Annotated in this window: 16 protein-coding genes; 15 read left to right on the top strand and 1 reads right to left on the bottom strand. The window is 64.3% G+C overall.

Going from position 1 to position 17206, the window contains the following annotated elements; genetic code table 11:
• Positions 1–12 precede the first annotated feature (12 nt).
• The 3 genes from XI03_RS17870 to XI03_RS17860 are packed head-to-tail and all read left to right on the top strand — an operon-like array spanning position 13 to position 2166.
• Complete coding sequence (locus XI03_RS17870) at positions 13–852, top strand: shikimate dehydrogenase (RefSeq protein WP_028140524.1); 840 nt, start codon at positions 13–15, stop codon at positions 850–852.
• Positions 853–907: 55 nt separating this feature from the next.
• On the top strand, positions 908–1534 hold the full coding sequence (locus XI03_RS17865) for a hypothetical protein (protein WP_018318290.1): 627 nt from the start codon (positions 908–910) through the stop codon (positions 1532–1534).
• A gap of 29 nt (positions 1535–1563) precedes the next feature.
• The gene (locus XI03_RS17860) at positions 1564–2166 is read left to right on the top strand and encodes a hypothetical protein (protein ID WP_442869723.1); all 603 of its coding nucleotides are present in this window, start codon (positions 1564–1566) and stop codon (positions 2164–2166) included.
• Between the two features lie 237 nt (positions 2167–2403).
• On the opposite strand, the gene XI03_RS17855 is transcribed toward XI03_RS17860, so the two are convergent.
• Positions 2404–3540: an alpha-hydroxy acid oxidase gene (locus XI03_RS17855; RefSeq protein ID WP_028140522.1), complete on the bottom strand. Its 1137-nt coding sequence runs from the start codon at positions 3538–3540 to the stop codon at positions 2404–2406.
• Between the two features lie 116 nt (positions 3541–3656).
• Here XI03_RS17855 and XI03_RS17850 point away from each other — a divergent pair, with 116 nt between their 5' ends.
• The 12 genes from XI03_RS17850 to XI03_RS17795 all read left to right on the top strand — a co-directional run bounded on the left by XI03_RS17850 (position 3657) and on the right by XI03_RS17795 (position 17034).
• Positions 3657–3824, top strand: a complete 168-nt coding sequence (locus tag XI03_RS17850; protein WP_162832259.1) for a hypothetical protein — start codon at positions 3657–3659, stop codon at positions 3822–3824.
• A 220-nt stretch (positions 3825–4044) separates the two neighbouring features.
• Complete coding sequence (gene glmM / locus XI03_RS17845; protein WP_271592828.1) at positions 4045–5388, top strand: phosphoglucosamine mutase; 1344 nt, start codon at positions 4045–4047, stop codon at positions 5386–5388.
• Between the two features lie 268 nt (positions 5389–5656).
• Positions 5657–6904 carry an MFS transporter gene (locus tag XI03_RS17840; protein WP_271592827.1) on the top strand — a complete coding sequence of 416 codons (1248 nt, stop codon included), beginning with the start codon at positions 5657–5659 and terminating at the stop codon, positions 6902–6904.
• Positions 6905–7130: 226 nt separating this feature from the next.
• Positions 7131–7982 carry an outer membrane protein gene (locus XI03_RS17835; RefSeq protein ID WP_246550245.1) on the top strand — a complete coding sequence of 284 codons (852 nt, stop codon included), beginning with the start codon at positions 7131–7133 and terminating at the stop codon, positions 7980–7982.
• 168 nt (positions 7983–8150) lie between these two features.
• Positions 8151–8960 carry an outer membrane protein gene (locus XI03_RS17830; RefSeq protein ID WP_038947435.1) on the top strand — a complete coding sequence of 270 codons (810 nt, stop codon included), beginning with the start codon at positions 8151–8153 and terminating at the stop codon, positions 8958–8960.
• Positions 8961–9034: 74 nt separating this feature from the next.
• On the top strand, positions 9035–9625 hold the full coding sequence (locus XI03_RS17825; RefSeq protein ID WP_271592826.1) for a glutathione S-transferase family protein: 591 nt from the start codon (positions 9035–9037) through the stop codon (positions 9623–9625).
• 17 nt (positions 9626–9642) lie between these two features.
• Positions 9643–10107, top strand: coding sequence for a GNAT family N-acetyltransferase (locus tag XI03_RS17820; protein ID WP_271592825.1), 465 nt, complete (start codon positions 9643–9645; stop codon positions 10105–10107).
• A gap of 172 nt (positions 10108–10279) precedes the next feature.
• Positions 10280–10471, top strand: a complete 192-nt coding sequence (locus XI03_RS17815; RefSeq protein ID WP_240536301.1) for a hypothetical protein — start codon at positions 10280–10282, stop codon at positions 10469–10471.
• An 81-nt stretch (positions 10472–10552) separates the two neighbouring features.
• Positions 10553–11725 (top strand): phosphoserine transaminase, encoded by a 1173-nt coding sequence (locus tag XI03_RS17810; protein ID WP_271592824.1) that lies wholly within the window; start codon positions 10553–10555, stop codon positions 11723–11725.
• A 168-nt stretch (positions 11726–11893) separates the two neighbouring features.
• On the top strand, positions 11894–13483 hold the full coding sequence (gene serA, locus XI03_RS17805) for a phosphoglycerate dehydrogenase (protein ID WP_271592823.1): 1590 nt from the start codon (positions 11894–11896) through the stop codon (positions 13481–13483).
• 156 nt (positions 13484–13639) lie between these two features.
• Positions 13640–14812 carry a thiolase family protein gene (locus XI03_RS17800; RefSeq protein WP_028140513.1) on the top strand — a complete coding sequence of 391 codons (1173 nt, stop codon included), beginning with the start codon at positions 13640–13642 and terminating at the stop codon, positions 14810–14812.
• Positions 14813–15060: 248 nt separating this feature from the next.
• Positions 15061–17034 carry a methyl-accepting chemotaxis protein gene (locus XI03_RS17795; RefSeq protein ID WP_271592822.1) on the top strand — a complete coding sequence of 658 codons (1974 nt, stop codon included), beginning with the start codon at positions 15061–15063 and terminating at the stop codon, positions 17032–17034.
• Positions 17035–17206: the final 172 nt, after the last annotated feature.

Here is a 17206-nt window from a genome sequence, read left to right as displayed (position 1 = left end):
CCCGAGGAAAAGATGACCGCGCCCAAAGCTCCTGCAGCCTGTCTGATCGGATGGCCGGCCGCGCATTCGCGCTCGCCGCTGATCCATCATTACTGGCTGCGCACGCTCGGCATTGCCGGCGGCTATGTCATCGAAGCGGTTCCGCCCGAGGATCTCAGGGATTTCGTGCTGCGGCTGTCGCTGCGCGGCTTCGTCGGGGCCAACGTCACGATCCCGCACAAGGAGGGCGTGCTGGCGCTGTCGGCGCCCGATGCCCGCGCCAAGGCCGTCGGCGCGGCGAACACGCTGTGGTTTGCCGACGGCGAGCTGCGCTCGACCAACACCGACGTCGAAGGTTTCATCGGCAATCTCGATGCCAGCGCGCCCGGCTGGGATGCCGCCGAGGAGGCGCTGGTGCTCGGCGCCGGCGGCTCCTCGCGGGCGGTCGTGTTCGGTCTGCTCGAGCGTGGGATCAAGCGCATCCATCTGGCCAATCGCACCATCGCGCGGGCCGAGACGCTGGCAAGACAGTTCGGGCCGAACGTGCATCCCGTGACGTGGGACGGGATCGACGACGTGCTGCCGCGCGCAAAACTTCTCGTGAACACGACCTCGCTCGGCATGCACGGCCAGCCCTCACTCGATGTTGATGTCGCGCGCCTGCCGCAGGCGGCGGTGGTCGCCGACCTCGTCTATGTGCCGCTGGTGACGCCGCTGCTCGCCGCCGCAACGGCGCGCGGCCTGAAGACGGCAGACGGGCTCGGCATGCTGCTGCACCAGGCGGTGCGCGGCTTCGAGCTGTGGTTCGGCCGGCGGCCGGAGGTCACGGCCGAGCTGCGGGCGCTGGTCGAGGCCGATCTCACAAAGACTTGAGAGAATAGCGCGCGTCGTCCGGAGTTCTCCATCCGTGGGACAATCGGAGACCGTCATGTCTGTTCAACGTGCAACTTTCACACGTCCGCTGATCGCCGTCGCGATGGTGGCCGCTTCCACCCTCTATGCCTACGCGCAGAGGGCACCGGTGCCGACGCGCGTGCGCGGCACGATCGAAAGCGTCAATGGTGACACGATGCAGGTCAAGTCGCGCAGCGGCGAGGACGTCAAGCTGCGCATCGCTCCCGACGTGAACGTATCGGGGATTACCAAAATTTCACTCGCCGACATCAAGGTCGGCTCCTTCGTCGGCGCCACCACGGTGCCCGGACCGGACGGCGGCCAGAATGCGGTCGAGGTCCACGTGTTTCCGGAGAGCATGCGCGGCACCGGCGAGGGCTCGCGGCCCTATGACCTCAAGCCGAATTCGAGCATGACCAACGCCACGGTGTCGGAGAGCGTGGTCGGCAATGACGGCCATACGCTGCTGGTCAAGTACAAGGACGGCGAGAAGAAGGTGTTCGTCGCCGACAACACGCCGGTGGTGACCTTCGTGCCCGGCGACAAATCCGACCTCAAGGCCGGCGCCAAAGTCATCGCCTTCATGAAGCAACTGCCGGACGGCTCGTTCGAGACCAACCGCGTCAGCGTCGGCCGTGACGGCCTGACGCCGCCGATGTGAGAAAGGACCGGATCATGCTGACTTCGACGATGAAATCCGGCCTGCTCGCAGCGGTCCTCGCTCTCGCTTCGTTCGCGGCCTCGGCGCAGCAGGCGCCGACGGTCCGCATCCGCGGCACCATCGAAAGTGTCGACGGCAACATGCTCGGCATCAAGACGCGCGAAGGCAGCGACGTGAAGGTGCGCATGACCGACAACGTCGCCGTCTTCGCCGTGGTGAAGACGGAGCTGTCGGAAATCAAGGAAGGCTCCTATATCGGCGTCACCGGCATGCCTGAACCGGACGGCACGCAGAAGGCGATCGCGGTGCATATCTTCCCGGAGAACCAGCGCGGCGCGGCCGAGGGTTTTCGTCCCTGGGACGCGCGTGCCAATTCGACCATGACCAATGCCACCGTGGTGCAGACGGTGAAAGGCACCGACGGCCAGAACATCACGGTCAAATACAAGGACGGCGAGAAGAAGGTCGTGGTGCCGCCGGACACGCCAATCGTCACCTTCATCGCCACGGACAAGTCGGAAGTGAAGCCGGGCGCCAAGCTGATCATCTTCGGCGCGGCGAAGAAGGACGACGGCTCGCTGGAGGCCAACCGCGTCAATGTCGGGCGCGATGGAGTTACGCCACCGATGTGAGGCTAGAGTCGCCGATGCATTCTCGGTGTCATCCCGGACAAGCGTAAGCGCAGATCCGGAATCCATAACCACAGGGCGGAGTTTGGCGAAGATTGGTAACCCCGAGTCCCGTAACCACACCTTCCTGTGGCTATGGGTCCCGGATCAGCGCTCCGCTCCCGACAACGCTACGCGTTGTCGAGCGCTGCGCTTGTCCGGGACGACAGCCGTTGTTGCTGCCGCGTCCCGGCATGCCTTTCACATCGCGATGACATGATCGTCGATCTCGTCGATCCGGTTGACGCCGCACAGGCCCATGGTGGTGAGCAGCTCCTTCTGGATGATGTCGATCGCCTTGGCGACGCCGGCCTGGCCGCCGGCACCCAGGCCGTAGGCATAAGCGCGGCCGAGCATGCAGGACTTTGCGCCGAGCGCGAGCGCGCGCATCACGTCCTGGCCGGAGCGGATGCCGCCGTCGAACATGATCTCCATCCTGTCACCGACCGCATCGGCGATCTCCGGCAGCACCTCGATCGATGACGGTGCACCGTCGAGCTGCCGGCCGCCATGGTTGGAGACGACGAGCGCCTGCGCGCCGGTCTTGGCGGCTTCCTCGGCATCCTCGACGTCGAGGATGCCCTTGATGACCAGCTTGCCCGGCCAGATGCTGCGGACCCACTCGACGTCCTTCCAGTTCAGCGAGGTGTCGAACTGCGAGGCCGTCCATTCGGCGAGGCGATTGAGATCCTCGGTGTTCTTCACGTGGCCGGCGATGTTGCCGAAGGTGCGGCGCTTGCCCTGCAGCACGCCGGAGACCCAGCTGGGCTTGCTGGCGAAATCCAGCAGCTTCGACAGCGACCATTCGGGGGGCACGGTCATGCCGTTCTTGATGTCGGCGTGGCGCTGGCCGATGACCTGGAGGTCCACGGTGAGCACCAGCGCGCTGCACTTGGCCGCGATCGCGCGCTGGATCAATTCCTTGATGAAGCCGCGGTCCTTCATGACGTAGAGCTGGAACCAGAACGGCTTCTCGACATTGGCGGCGATGTCCTCGATCGAGCAGATCGACATGGTCGATTGCGTGAACGGGATACCGGCGGCCTGCGCGGCGCGGCAGGCATAAATTTCGCCGTCGCCATGCTGCATGCCGAGCAGCCCGACGGGGGCGAGCATCAGCGGCATGGTCGAGGGCTCGCCGAGAATCGTGGTCGAAGTGTCGCGCTTGGAGACATCGACCAGGATGCGCTGGCGGAACTTGATCGCCTGCATATCCTCGCGGTTGGCGCGCAGCGTCTCCTCGGCATAGGAGCCGCGGTCGCAATAGTCGAAGAACGCCTTCGGCACGCGGCGCTTATGCAGCGTGCGAAGATCGTCGATACAGGTGATATGTTTCATGATCGTTCCCCGGCCCGTCTTGTACCAAGAGTCTTGCATCGGAAGATTTCGGGGTCATCTAGCATGGTTGGATGCACAGCCAAATCCGTTTGCAGACCGTTTTGCAGGAGGGCGCCATGACGAAGCCGCACGCTGGACCTTCGCCGGAAGAGATCAAGGAGAAGCGTGATCTCGAGGAAGCCCTGGAAGAGGGTCTGGAAGAGACCTTTCCGGGCTCCGATCCCGTCAACGTCACCCAGCCGGCGCCGAGCCGCGGCGATGGCCACGTGAAGCGCAGCGATTAAACGGGTTCCACCCTGTTTCGACGCCATGGGCCGGAAATATAATGTTAACAAGACGTTGTCGGTACGGCGGCGCCCCGGTTCCGTAATGATTCATCATATTTTTTGAAGCCAAGTTAGCCTCACAGGCATTATAACACGCCTAGCAAATCAGGGATGCGGGTCCCGTTCGGGCAGCCCGTGGTTGTCAAGGGGATCCCCTGGTTGTTGCTTGGGGGACGATATGAGTCGCAAATATTTCGGGACGGACGGGATTCGGGGCCGCGCCAACGGACTGATCACGCCGGAGCTCGCCCTCAAGGTCGGCCAGGCCGCAGGCCTTGCGTTTCAGCGCGGTGACCACCGCCACCGGGTCGTGATCGGCAAGGACACCCGCTTGTCCGGCTACATGATCGAATACGCGATGGTCGCCGGCTTCACCTCGGTCGGCATGGACGTGCTGCTGGTCGGCCCGATGCCGACGCCGGCGGTTGCGATGCTGACCAAGTCGATGCGCGCCGATCTCGGCGTCATGATCTCGGCCTCGCACAATCTGTTCGAGGACAACGGCATCAAGCTGTTCGGCCCGCAGGGCTTCAAGCTCTCCGACGACGTCGAGCGGCAGATCGAGCAGCTGCTCGACGAGCCCATCGACAAGCGGCTGGCACAGAGCGCGAGCCTCGGCCGCGCCCGCCGCATCGACGGCGTGCATGACCGCTACATCGAATTCGCCAAGCGCACGTTGCCGCGAGACCTCTCGCTCGACGGCCTGCGCGTCGTGATCGATTGCGCCAACGGCGCCGCCTACAAGGTGGTGCCCGAAGCGCTGTGGGAGTTGGGCGCCGACGTCGTGCCGATCGGCGTCGAGCCCGACGGCTTCAACATCAACAAGGATTGCGGCTCGACCTCGCCGGAAGCACTGTCGCGGAAGGTGCGCGAGATGCGCGCCGACATCGGCATCGCGCTCGACGGCGACGCCGATCGCGTCATCCTGGTCGACGAGCGCGGTCATGTGGTCGACGGCGACCAGTTGCTCGCGGTGATCGCGCAGAGCTGGAAGGAAGACGGCCGCCTGTCGCGTCCCGGCATCGTCGCCACCGTGATGTCCAATCTCGGGCTCGAGCGCTTCCTGAAAGGGCAGGGGCTCGATCTGGTGCGCACGCCGGTCGGCGACCGCTACGTGCTCGAGCAGATGCTGAATGGCGGCTACAATCTCGGCGGCGAGCAGTCGGGTCACATCATCCTGTCCGACTACGCCACCACCGGCGACGGTTTTGTCGCTGCGCTGCAAGTGCTCGCGGTGGTGCAGAAGCTGCGCCGGCCCGTGTCCGAGGTCTGCCACCGCTTCGATCCGCTGCCGCAGATCCTCAAGAACGTCCGCCACAAGGGCGGCAAGCCGCTCGACGATTCCGACGTCAAATCGGCGATCTCCGACGGCGAGAGACGGCTCAACGGCCACGGCCGCCTGTTGATCCGCTCCTCCGGCACCGAGCCTGTGATCCGCGTCATGGGCGAGGGCGAAGACCGCGTCCTGGTCGAGGACGTCGTCGACATCATCGTCTCCGCGCTCGGGCAGGCTGCGGCGTAAGGTCTTTCAAGCACGAGCGGGTGGGTGATCTCACCCCACGGGCAGTATCGTAAGGTGGGCAAAGCGGCAGCGTGCCCACGCTTCTGGCACCGTATCGAAAAGATGGTGGGCACGGCGCAAGGGCGCCTTTGCCCACCCTGCGATATCGGACTCGCGGGGAGGGTAAGACCCGCGCATTCCAGCCATTTGCGATTGACGGTGGTTCCATCGCCGCTTGCATCGTAATGAGCGGATGCGGCGGTTCGCCGCGCCTGCCGGGACCGCTGCATTGAACAAGCCTGTCGTCGTCTCCGAGGAAACGCTGACCGAGCCCGTCGTCGTCGCTGACGTGGCATCCGCCGCCAAAGCGGCGGGGCCGGCCTATGTCGTGCTCGCCGGCATCAGCTTCTCGCACTTCCTCAACGACACCATGCAGTCGCTGATCGCCTCGGTGTATCCGATCCTGAAGGACACCTACGCGCTCGACTTCGCACAGATCGGCATGATCACGCTCGCCTTCCAGTTCACGGCCTCGCTGCTGCAGCCGGTGGTCGGGCACTACACCGACAAGAAGGCGCAGCCCTATTCGCTGTCGATCGGCATGGCCTCGACCTTCTTCGGCCTGCTGCTGCTCAGCGCCGCGCACCAATATCTCGTCATCCTCGTCGCGGCCGCATTCGTCGGCCTCGGCTCGGCGGTGTTTCACCCCGAATCCGCGCGCATCGCGCGGCTCGCCTCCGGCGGCCGCTACGGTTTTGCGCAATCGGTGTTCCAGCTCGGCGGCAGTTTCGGCACCTCGATGGGGCCGGTGCTGGCGGCGCTGATCGTGGTGCCGTTCGGGCAGGGCAGCATCGCCTGGTTCTCCTCGATCGCGTTCCTCGCGATCCTCATCCTCTGGCGCATCGGCCGCTGGTACGCGCCGCAGATCAAGGCGAAGAAGACGGCGGCGGTGCAAGCCCATCCCGACGCGCCGAGCTCGCGCCGCGTCGCCGTCGCGCTGCTCGTGCTGGTGGCGCTGCTGTTCTCGAAGCAGCTCTACGTCTCGAGCCTGTCGAGCTACTACATCTTCTACCTGATCGACCGCTTCGGCGTGTCGACGCAGGGAGCTCAGATGTATCTCTTCATCTTCCTCGCGGCGAACGCGGTCGGCGCGTTTCTCGGCGGACCGCTGGGCGATCGCTTCGGCCGCAAGATCGTGATCTGGATCTCGATCCTGGGCGCGCTGCCGTTCACGCTGGCGCTGCCCTTTGCCGGGCTCTATGCGAGCGCGGTGCTCAGCGTCATCATCGGCCTGATCATCTCCTCGACGACGTCGTCGATCATCGTGTTCGCGCAGGAACTGGTGCCGCACAGATTCGGCATGATCTCCGGCGTGTTCTTCGGCGTCGCCTTCGGCATCGGGGGCCTGGGCGCCGCCGTGCTCGGCAAGCTCGCCGACCACACCTCGATCGAGTTCGTCTACCAGGTCTGCGCCTGGCTGCCGGCGATCGGCCTGATTGCGGTGTTCCTGCCAAAACTGCCGCGGCACGCGCGTTAACGTTTCCTCTCTCGCCGCACCGCACTTTCACACATCGTTAGCAATTGCGGCGCGAGGCGCTGCAATTTTGCAACGCTTCGCGTCCATGCGCGCGAGCAGTCAGGAAAAATCAACCTTAAAAATTAGGGTTAAGTGGCGCTTAAACATTTGCTGGCATCGTCCGCTCCGTGAGTTTCCAGAACGTGAGGCCTGTGTATTTGCCTCACCGGCCAAAAGGACGAAGCCAATGCGTAGCGTTAAGTCTCTCCTTGCCGCGGGTGCGGCAACCCTGATCTCGTCGATGGCGTTTGCTGCCGATATGCCGATCGCCGCTCCCCCTCCCATGTACGCGCCGCCCGCCCCGCCCGCCGACTTCGGTGGCTGGTATCTGCGCGGCGATATCGGCTTCAGCAATCAGAAGACGAGCGACCTGCACTACGGCCGCGAGTCGGCCTACTCGCAGCTTACCTCGTTTGACCAGAAGACTTCGTTCGATGCGGCCGGCATCTACGGCGTCGGCGTCGGCTACCGGTTCAACAATTGGTTCCGTGCCGACGTGACCGGGCAGTATCGCGGCAATTCGAATTTCAAGGGCACCGATCGTTTCACCGGGACCGCAGGCGGCGTGCCGTACAGCGGCATCGACAATTACAGCGCAAGCAAGTCCGAATGGCTGGTCTTGGCCAACGCGTACGTTGATCTGGGCACCTGGTGGTGCATCACGCCGTTCATCGGCGCCGGCGTCGGCGGTGCACGCGTTTCGATCGCGAACTTCACCGACACGGGCATCAACAACCTCGCCGTCGGAAATACCAGCTTCGCGAGCGCGCCGACCGGCTCGAAGTGGAATTTCGCCTGGGCGGCCCATGCCGGTCTTGCCTATAAGGTCAATCCCAATCTCGTCCTCGAACTCGCCTACAGCTATGTCGACCTGGGCCCCGGACAAACCGGTGTCCTGTCGGACTACACCGGTGGGACCACGGGCAACGTCTTCAAGTTCAAGGATATCACCTCGCACGACCTGAAGCTCGGCGTGCGCTGGAATCTCGACAGCGCGCCGGCCTACATGCCGCCGCCGCCGCTTGTCACCAAGGGCTGATCGACACTTCGATCGGTTAGGACTTCTTAACGGCGCGGGATCATCCCGCGCCGTTTTGCTTTGCGTATTTTTCATGGCGAGTAGCGATGAAGGCGGCCGACGCAACCATTGGTTAAGGTTAACGAGCCATGATCACGGATGAAAGTTCGAGTTCGATGGAGCGTTGCGATGCGTGGCCTTTTGTTGGCGGCGGCGATGTTGGGGACGGTGTCTGCCGCGCATGCGGCCGATATGCCCGATCTTCCCATCCTGCGCGGCAGCTTCACCGACGGTCTCACCAGGTCCAGCGTCAACTGGCAAGGCTTCTATGTCGGCGGGCAGGGTGGCTACGGCTCGTCCGATGAGAATTTCAACGGGTCGACCAGCAATATGATGGCGGCGCTGCTCGCAGACACCCTGATCGAGCAGGAGATGCAGGTCTCGCAATGGAATCTCGGCCTCGGAAAGGCCTCTCAGCGCAGCAGCGGATATGGTGCTTTCGTGGGCTACAATGCCCAATGGGACGATGTCGTGATCGGCCTGGAGGCCAGTTACCTGCACGGTAAGTTCGGCGGATCGACCACTGCCAGCGAAGCTCGCAGCAATACGCTGTCCGACGGCAACGTGCACACGGTGACGGCGAGCTCGACGGCTTCGATCGCGATCAAGGACATGGCAACGTTTCGCGGCCGGGCCGGTTATGCATGGGGATGCTTCCTGCCCTACGTGTTCGGCGGGCTCGCGCTCGGCAATGCCGATATCGTCCGCACGGTGAGCGCTCAGGATTTCGTGACGCCTGCCGGCGTTCTTCTGGGGCCGGTTTCCGCGAGCGAGGCGCAGCACAATCATCTGATCTACGGCTACAGCGGGGGCCTGGGCGTGGACGTCAATCTCGTCGGCGGTCTCTTCATGCGCGCCGAGTGGGAATACATTCGCTTCACTTCCCAGGTCGACACCAGTATCAACACCGTCCGCGCCGGCCTCGGCTACAAGTTCTGACGCAGCCGCGCACGCCGCGGTTGACAGCTCCGCGCCGTCCTGATGCTCTGTCGCTGCAACGCGGGGCGGCAGCGATGAAGATCTACGGCGACAGCAATTCCGGCAATTGCCTGAAGGTGAAGTGGGTCTGCGACAAGCTCGCATTGCCCTACCAATGGATCGAGATCGACACGCGCAAGGGCGAGACGCGCACGCCGCAATTCCTTGAGATGAACGGCGCCGGCCAGGTGCCCACCGTCGCATTCGGCGACGGCCGCACGCTGGCGCAGTCCAATGCCATCATCCGCTATCTCGCCCGCGACAGCGCGCTCGTCCCGCGCGACGCCTTCATGGCGGCCAAGATGGACGAATGGCTGTTCTGGGAACAGTACAGCCACGAGCCCTATATCGCGGTGTGTCGCTTCCTCCTCGTTTATCTCGGCAAGGACGCATCCGAGCTCGACCCCGAAAAGGTCAAGCGCGGCTATGCGGCGCTCGACCGCATGGAGCAGCATCTTTTGGCCTCCCGCTTCTTCGCCGGTGAAGAGGTTTCGCTCGCCGACGTCTCGCTGCTCGCCTATACCCGCGTGGCGCATGAGGGCGGCTTCGATCTCGGCCGGTACGCTTCGCTTCGCCGCTGGATTGGCGAGGTCGAAGCGTTTCTCGGCCTGCCGCCGGCGCGCTGAGGTTGGAGTTGTCTGACATGAACGCCGAATCCGTCTCCATTCGCCGCGCGCGCCGCGACGACGTTCCAGCGATCGTGGCGATGCTCGCCGACGATCATCTCGGCCGCGCGCGCGAACGGGTCGAGGATCCGTTGCCTGCCGCCTACTACGATGCCTTCGCGCGGGTCGAGCGCGATCCGAATCTCACGCTCGTGGTCGCCGAGAGCGAGGGCAGGGTGGTCGGCTGCCTGCAACTCGCGATCCTGCCGGGCATCAGCTCGCAAGGCGGCGTGCGCGGCCTGCTCGAAGACGTTCGCGTTGCCACTGATTGTCGCAGCCGCGGCATCGGCGAGCGGTTGGTGCAATGGGCGATCGCGGAAGCGAAGGCACGCGGCTGCAATCTCGTCGAGCTGCTGACGCATGCGAGCCGCGTCGATGCGCAGCGCTTCTACAAGCGACTCGGATTCGCAGCGAGCCACGTCGGTATGACTGTCCGCTTTTGAGGCAGCTCCTCGCGAGCCTTGCGCGATCAGCGAATTCGGATCGCGCGCTTGTTCATATTAACAGCTGATAAACTACCCAGCCGTCGTTCACGTTGATCCGGGAACGAACGGTGCTAGGCAGCGTCAGACACCGGGCTCTGTCGGTTCGGGGATTTCGATGACAAGCTATTCAATGATCAAGGTCGGCAACGATTACGTCGTGCAGGCCAATGACAAGTGCATTTTGAAAGTCGGCAGCCGTCGCAGAGCCGCGCAATTGATCAGCGAGGCCACGGACTTGCTGAATGCGCTCGCGGTCGTCGAATCCCCTGATATCGCACCGGAAGCACCATCACGCCGCCGTGAGACGCCGGAACTTCCTTGACGACTCTTCCTGTTTCCCGTATCAGCCGCGGCGGGACACCTCCCCCCAACGGGAGGCTGACTATCTGGAAGGGTAGATATTATGACTGTAGCGAAGCCCGCTTCGCGGCCGAACGTGCCGCATTTCTCCTCCGGCCCCTGCGCCAAGCGCCCCGGCTGGAACGCCCAAAATCTCAAGGACGCAGCGCTCGGCCGGTCGCATCGCGCGAAGGTCGGCAAGACCAAGCTCAAGCTCGCGATCGATCTGACGCGCGAAGTGCTCGAGGTGCCCGCCGATTATCGCATCGGCATCGTGCCGGCCTCCGATACCGGCGCGGTCGAGATGGCGCTGTGGTCGCTGCTCGGTGCGCGCCCCGTCACCACGCTCGCCTGGGAATCCTTCGGCGAGGGCTGGGTCAGCGACATCGTCAAGGAATTGAAGCTCAAGGACGTCACCAAGCTCAACGCAGCCTATGGTGAGATCCCCGACCTCGCCAAGGTCGATCCCAGGAGCGACGTCGTCTTCACCTGGAACGGCACCACGTCGGGCGTGCGCGTGCCGAACGCCGACTGGATCAGCTCTGCCCGCGAAGGCCTGACCATCTGCGATGCGACCTCGGCCGCGTTTGCGCAGCCGCTGGACTGGGCCAAGCTCGATGTCGTCACCTTCTCCTGGCAGAAGGCGCTCGGCGGCGAAGCCGCGCACGGCATGCTGATCCTGTCGCCCCGTGCGGTGGAACGGCTGGAAACCTACAAGCCGGCCTGGCCGCTGCCGAAGATCTTCCGCATGACCAAGGGCGGCAAGATCAATGAAGGCATCTTCGTCGGCGAGACCATCAATACGCCGTCGATGCTCTGCGTCGAGGATTATCTCGACGCGCTGAACTGGGCCAAGTCGATCGGCGGCCTCAAGGCGCTGATCGCGCGTGCCGACGCCAACACCAAGGTGCTCGCCGACTGGAAGGCGAAGACGCCCTGGATCGACTTCCTCGCCAAGGACGCTTCGATCCGCTCCAACACCTCGGTGTGCCTGAAGTTCACCGATCCCGCCATCACCTCGCTGTCCGAGGATGCGCAAGCCGACTTCTCCAAGAAGCTGGTGGCGCTGGTGGAGAAGGAAGGCGCCGGCTACGACTTCGCGTATTATCGCGATGCGCCGGCCGGCCTGCGCATCTGGTGCGGCGCCACCGTCGAGGCCAAGGACGTCGAGCTGCTGACGCAGTGGATCGACTGGGCTTTTGCCGAGACCAAGGCCACGCTCGCCAAGGCGGCCTGAGTTCTGACCCTCCCCTGGAGGGGGAGGGTCGACGCACCGTCAGGTGCGGCGGGGTGGGGTGATCTCTCCACACGGCGCACTGGCGAATTTCGAATTCACAGCTTCACCCCACCCCGGCGCTTCGCGCCGACCCTCCCCCTCCAGGGGAGGGTGTGAAGGACACATCCCATGACCAAACCCAAAGTTCTCATTTCCGACGCGCTCTCGCCCGCTGCCGTGCAGATCTTCAAAGATCGCGGCGTCGAGGTCGACTTCCAGCCCAATCTCGGCAAGGACAAGGACAAGCTCGCCGAGATCATCGGCAATTACGACGGCCTTGCGATCCGCTCCGCGACGAAGGCGACCGCAAAGATTCTCGACAAGGCGACCAACCTCAAGGTGATCGGCCGCGCCGGCATCGGCGTCGACAATGTCGAGATCCCCGCCGCCACGGCCAAGGGCATCATCGTGATGAACACGCCGTTCGGCAATTCGATCACGACCGCCGAGCATGCCGTCACCCTGATGCTGGCGCTCGCGCGCGAAATCCCGCAGGCCGACGCCTCGACCCAGGCCGGCAAGTGGGAGAAGAATCGCTTCATGGGCGTCGAGATCACCGGCAAGGTGCTCGGCGTCGTCGGCTGCGGCAACATCGGCTCGATCGTCGCCGACCGCGCACTCGGCCTGCGCATGAAGGTGATCGCGTTCGATCCGTTCCTGTCGCCGGAGCGCGCCAAGGACATCGGCGTCGAGAAGGTCGAGCTCGACGACCTGCTCAAGCGCGCCGATTTCATCACGCTGCACACGCCGCTGACCGAGAAGACGAAGAACATCATCGACGCTGCCGCAATCGCCAAGATGAAGAAGGGCGTGCGCCTGATCAACTGCGCGCGCGGCGGTCTCGTCGACGAGCAGGCGGTGGTCGATGCACTCAATTCCAAGCACATTGCCGGCGCCGCGTTCGACGTCTTCGTCGAGGAGCCCGCGAACGCCAACGTGCTGTTCGGCCATCCCAACGTGATCTGCACGCCGCATCTCGGCGCCTCCACCACCGAAGCGCAGGAGAACGTCGCGCTCCAGGTCGCCGAGCAGATGTCGGATTACCTGCTCACCGGCGCGATCTCGAACGCGGTCAACTTCCCCTCGATCACGGCGGAAGAAGCGCCGAAGCTGAAGCCGTTCATCTCGCTCGCCGAGAAGCTCGGCTCGTTCGCCGGCCAGCTCACCGAGACCGGCATCCTCAAGGTCGAGATCACCTATGAGGGCCACGTCGCCGAGATGAAGATCAAGGCGATCACCTCCGCCGTGCTGTCGGGCCTGCTGCGGCCGATGCTGGGCGAGGTCAACGTGGTGTCCGCGCCCGTCGTTGCCAAGGAGCGCGGCATGGTGGTGGACGAGATCGTGCGCGCCGCCCAGAGCGACTATGAGAGCCTGATCACCGTGACGGTCGCGACCGAACGCCAGGAGCGCTCGGTCTCCGGCACCGTCTATCACGACGGCAAGCCGCGCCTGGTCGACATCAAGGGCATCCGCGTCGACGCCGAGTTCGGCAAGTCGATGATCTATGTCACCAACGAGGACAAGCCGGGCTTCATCGGCAGTTTCGCTGGCCTGCTGGGCGACGCCAAGATCAACATCGCGACCTTCCATCTCGGCCGCGTCGAGCAGGGCGGCGACGCTATCGCGCTGGTCGAGGTCGATGGCGCGGTCCCGGCGGAGGTGCTCGCCAAGGTGCAGGCCCTGCCGCAGGTCAAGCAGGTCAAGGCGCTGAGGTTCTGAGACGCTGACATATTCCGACCCGCGGAACAACGCCGCCTCCGTCACCGGAGGCGGCGTTTTTATTTTCCGCGCCTGCCAAACTTTGTGTACCAATGGCGCCAGGACAACTCGTTCAAAGAGCGCTCCGTTCAAAATCGCTCGACAAGGGAGAAAACAATGCGTGAAGCCGTCATCGTTTCCTATGCGCGCACGGGCCTCGCAAAATCCGGCCGCGGCGGGTTCAACATTACGCCGCCGATGTCGCTCGCGGCCCACGCCATCCAGCATGCGGTGAAGCGCGCCGGCGTCGACAAGGATTATGTCGAGGACTGCTATCTCGGCAATTGCGCCCATGGCGCGCCCAACATCGGCCGCCAGGCCGCGCTGCTCGCCGGCCTGCCGAAGACCACCGCCGGCGTATCGGTGAACCGGTTCTGCTCCTCGGGACTGCAGACGATCGCGATGGCCGCCAACTCGATCCGCTCGGACGGCGCCGACTGCATCGTCGCCGGCGGGGTCGAGAGCATCTCGATGCCGGGCGGCGGCACCCCGAAGGAATCGATCGATCCTGAATTGCTCAAGGTCGCGCCCGATATCTTCATGGCGATGATCGACACCGCCGACATCGTCGCCGAGCGCTACAAGCTCAGCCGCGAATATCAGGACGAGTTCTCGCTGGAATCGCAGCGCCGCATGGCGGCGTCGCAGCAGGCGGGCAAGTACAAGGACGAGATCGTCCCGATGAAGACCAAGATGAAGGTCGTCGACAAGGCGACCAAGGCGGAGAGCATCGTCGACTACGTCGTCGATCGCGACGAGTGCAACCGGCCCGAGACCACGATGGAAGGTCTCGCCAAGCTCGAGCCGGTGAAGGGTCCCGGCAAGTTCGTCACCGCCGGCAATGCCAGCCAGCTCTCGGACGGCGCCGCCGCCGTGGTGCTGATGGAAGCCAAGGACGCCGAGAAGCGCGGCCTCAAGCCGCTCGGCCGCTTCGTCGCCTGGGCGACCGCGGGCTGCGAGCCCGACGAAATGGGCATCGGCCCGGTGTTCGCAATTCCGAAGCTGCTCAAGCGCACCGGCCTGAAGGTCGACGACATCGACCTGTGGGAGCTCAACGAAGCCTTCGCCAGCCAGTGCCTGTACTGCCGCGACCAGCTCGGCATCGATCCCGCCAAATACAACGTCAACGGCGGCTCGATCGCGATCGGCCATCCCTTCGGCATGACCGGCGCCCGCCTCACGGGCCACCTGCTGCAGGAAGGCGCGCGCCGCAAGGCCAAGTGGGGCGTCGTGACGATGTGCATCGGCGGCGGCCAGGGCGGCGCCGGCCTGTTCGAGATCTACAGCTGATCCGGACCGCCACCGTCGTTTGAAGACAGGACAGCACGGCGCCACGAGCGCCGTGTTTTTTTGTCCGCGCCTGTGTATCTCACCGTGCATAACATGCCAGTAGAAACCTGGCGTGGGGAGTCTGTTACCTCTCGTATGACGGGTATCGTGCACAAGTACGTATTTTATACGTGCCGGTAAATTAACGGTAGTTTCCTCGCCCTGACGTTTCATACTCGCATCAGCCACAACCGATTTTTGAAGCCAAGATGCGATTTCTCTCCCTTCGTCTCACCCACAAGATCACCGCGATCGGCGTCATTGGCGTCATCGGTGTCGTCCTGATCGGCGGCATCCATCTCTACGGCGAGAACGCGATGGCGTTCTATCGCGACGCCGCCGAGAAGGCGCGCACCATCTTCGAGCTGAACAACAGGATCGCCGTCGAGCTGCTCGAGGGACGCCGCGCCGAGAAGGACTTCCTCTTGCGCAACGAACCGGCCAAGGCGCAGCGCCAGGCCGAGATCAGCCAGCAGGTCTCGCTCGATATCGAGAAGCTTCGCGCCAGGATTTCAGGGCTCGGCAAGCCCGAGCTGGTCGCGAGGATCGACGCGATGACCGCATCGCTGAAGACCTATCAGACCCGTTTCGCCGCGGTGGTCGAGCAGAGACAGCGGCTCGGGCTCGATGAAAAGTCCGGTCTCGAAGGCCGCTTGCGGGCCTCGGTCCACGACATCGAGACCAAGGTCGGCGAGCTCCGGAATCCGTCGCTCAAGGTGACCATGCTGATGATGCGAAGGCACGAGAAGGACTTCATGCTGCGTCGCGACGCCAGATACGGCGACGACATGAAGAAGCGCGCGGCCGAGTTTGTGACGGGCCTCGACGAGCCCTCCATTCCCGGCGATGCGAAGGCCGAGTTGCGCCAGAAGCTCGCCGATTACCAGCGTGACTTCTTCGCCTGGATGGAGACCGCGCTGGCTCTGGGAATCGAACTCAAGGCGATGTCGGAGGCCTTCTCCGCGGTCGAGCCCGTCATCGAGCAGGTGTCGCAAGCGGTCGACCAGATCCGCGCCGAAGCCGACCGGCTGAACGATGCCCAGCGCGACAGCATCCAATGGTGGATCGGCGTTGCGATCGCGCTGATCGCATCCGCCGTGCTCGGCCTCGGGATCTTCATCGGCCGCTCGGTTTCCAAGCCGCTGTCGGCCATGCGCGCGGCGATGATCGAGCTCGCCAACGGCAATTTCGCCATCGTGCTGCCCGGGCTCGGCCGTCCCGACGAGATCGGCGAGATCGCGCAGGCCGTCGAGACGTTCAAGGTCAATGCCGAGCGGAAGGCGCAGGAAGAGGCGGAAGAGAAGATCAGGCAGGACAAGCTTGCCGCCGAGCGCCGCCGCGCCGACATGATCAGGATGGCCGACGATTTCGAAGGCGCGATCGGCGAGATCGTCGAGACCGTGTCGTCTGCCGCCAACGAGCTCGAGGCGTCGGCGACCTCGCTGACCACCACCGCCAGCCGCTCGACCGAGCTTGCCACGCTGGTCGAGGCGGCCTCCGAAGAGGCCGCGACCAACGTGCAGTCGGTGGCCTCCGCGGCGGAGGAGCTGACCGCCTCCGTCCACGAGATCAGCCGCCAGGTGCAGGCCTCCGCGCGCATGGCCGGCGAAGCCGTCAGCCAGGCCGGGCAGACCAACGACCGCGTCAGCGAATTGTCGAAGGCGGCTGCGCGCATCGGCGACGTGGTCGAGCTCATCAGCGCCATCGCGGGTCAGACCAATTTGCTGGCGCTGAACGCCACCATCGAGGCCGCGCGTGCCGGCGAAGCCGGGCGCGGCTTTGCGGTGGTCGCCTCGGAAGTGAAGGCGCTGGCCGAGCAGACCGCGAAGGCCACCGGCGACATTGGTCAGCAGATTTCCAGCATCCAGGTTGCGACGGAGGATTCGGTCGGCGCCATCAAGACCATCGGCGGCACCATCGAGCGGCTGTCCGAGATCTCCTCCACCATCGCTGCCGCCGTGGAAGAGCAGGGCGCCGCGACCGGCGAGATCTCGCGCAACGTCCAGAATGCCGCTGCCGGCACCACGCAGGTGAGCGCCAACATCAGCAGCGTGCGCCAGGGCGCGACCGAGACGGGCTCGGCCTCCTCGCAGGTGCTCTCCGCGGCGCAGTCGCTGTCGAACGACAGCAGCCGGCTGAAGATCGAGGTGAGCAGGTTCTTGGACACCGTGCGCGCGGCGTGATGTCTGAGTTCTAGCGCGTCGATGCTTCCACATCGTCATGGCCGGGCTTGTCCCGGCCATCCACGTCTTGCCTGCGGTACCTAGAACGTGGATGCCCGGGACAAGTGTTTAGTCCGGGGACATGGCTGACACCTGTTCGGACACATCACTGACAGGTTGGCCATTGGTCAAG

This window comes from Bradyrhizobium sp. CCBAU 65884 (assembly GCF_028128835.1).
Taxonomy (GTDB): Bacteria; Pseudomonadota; Alphaproteobacteria; order Rhizobiales; family Xanthobacteraceae; genus Bradyrhizobium; species Bradyrhizobium ottawaense.
This window is presented reverse-complemented; position numbering and strand designations above follow the sequence as displayed.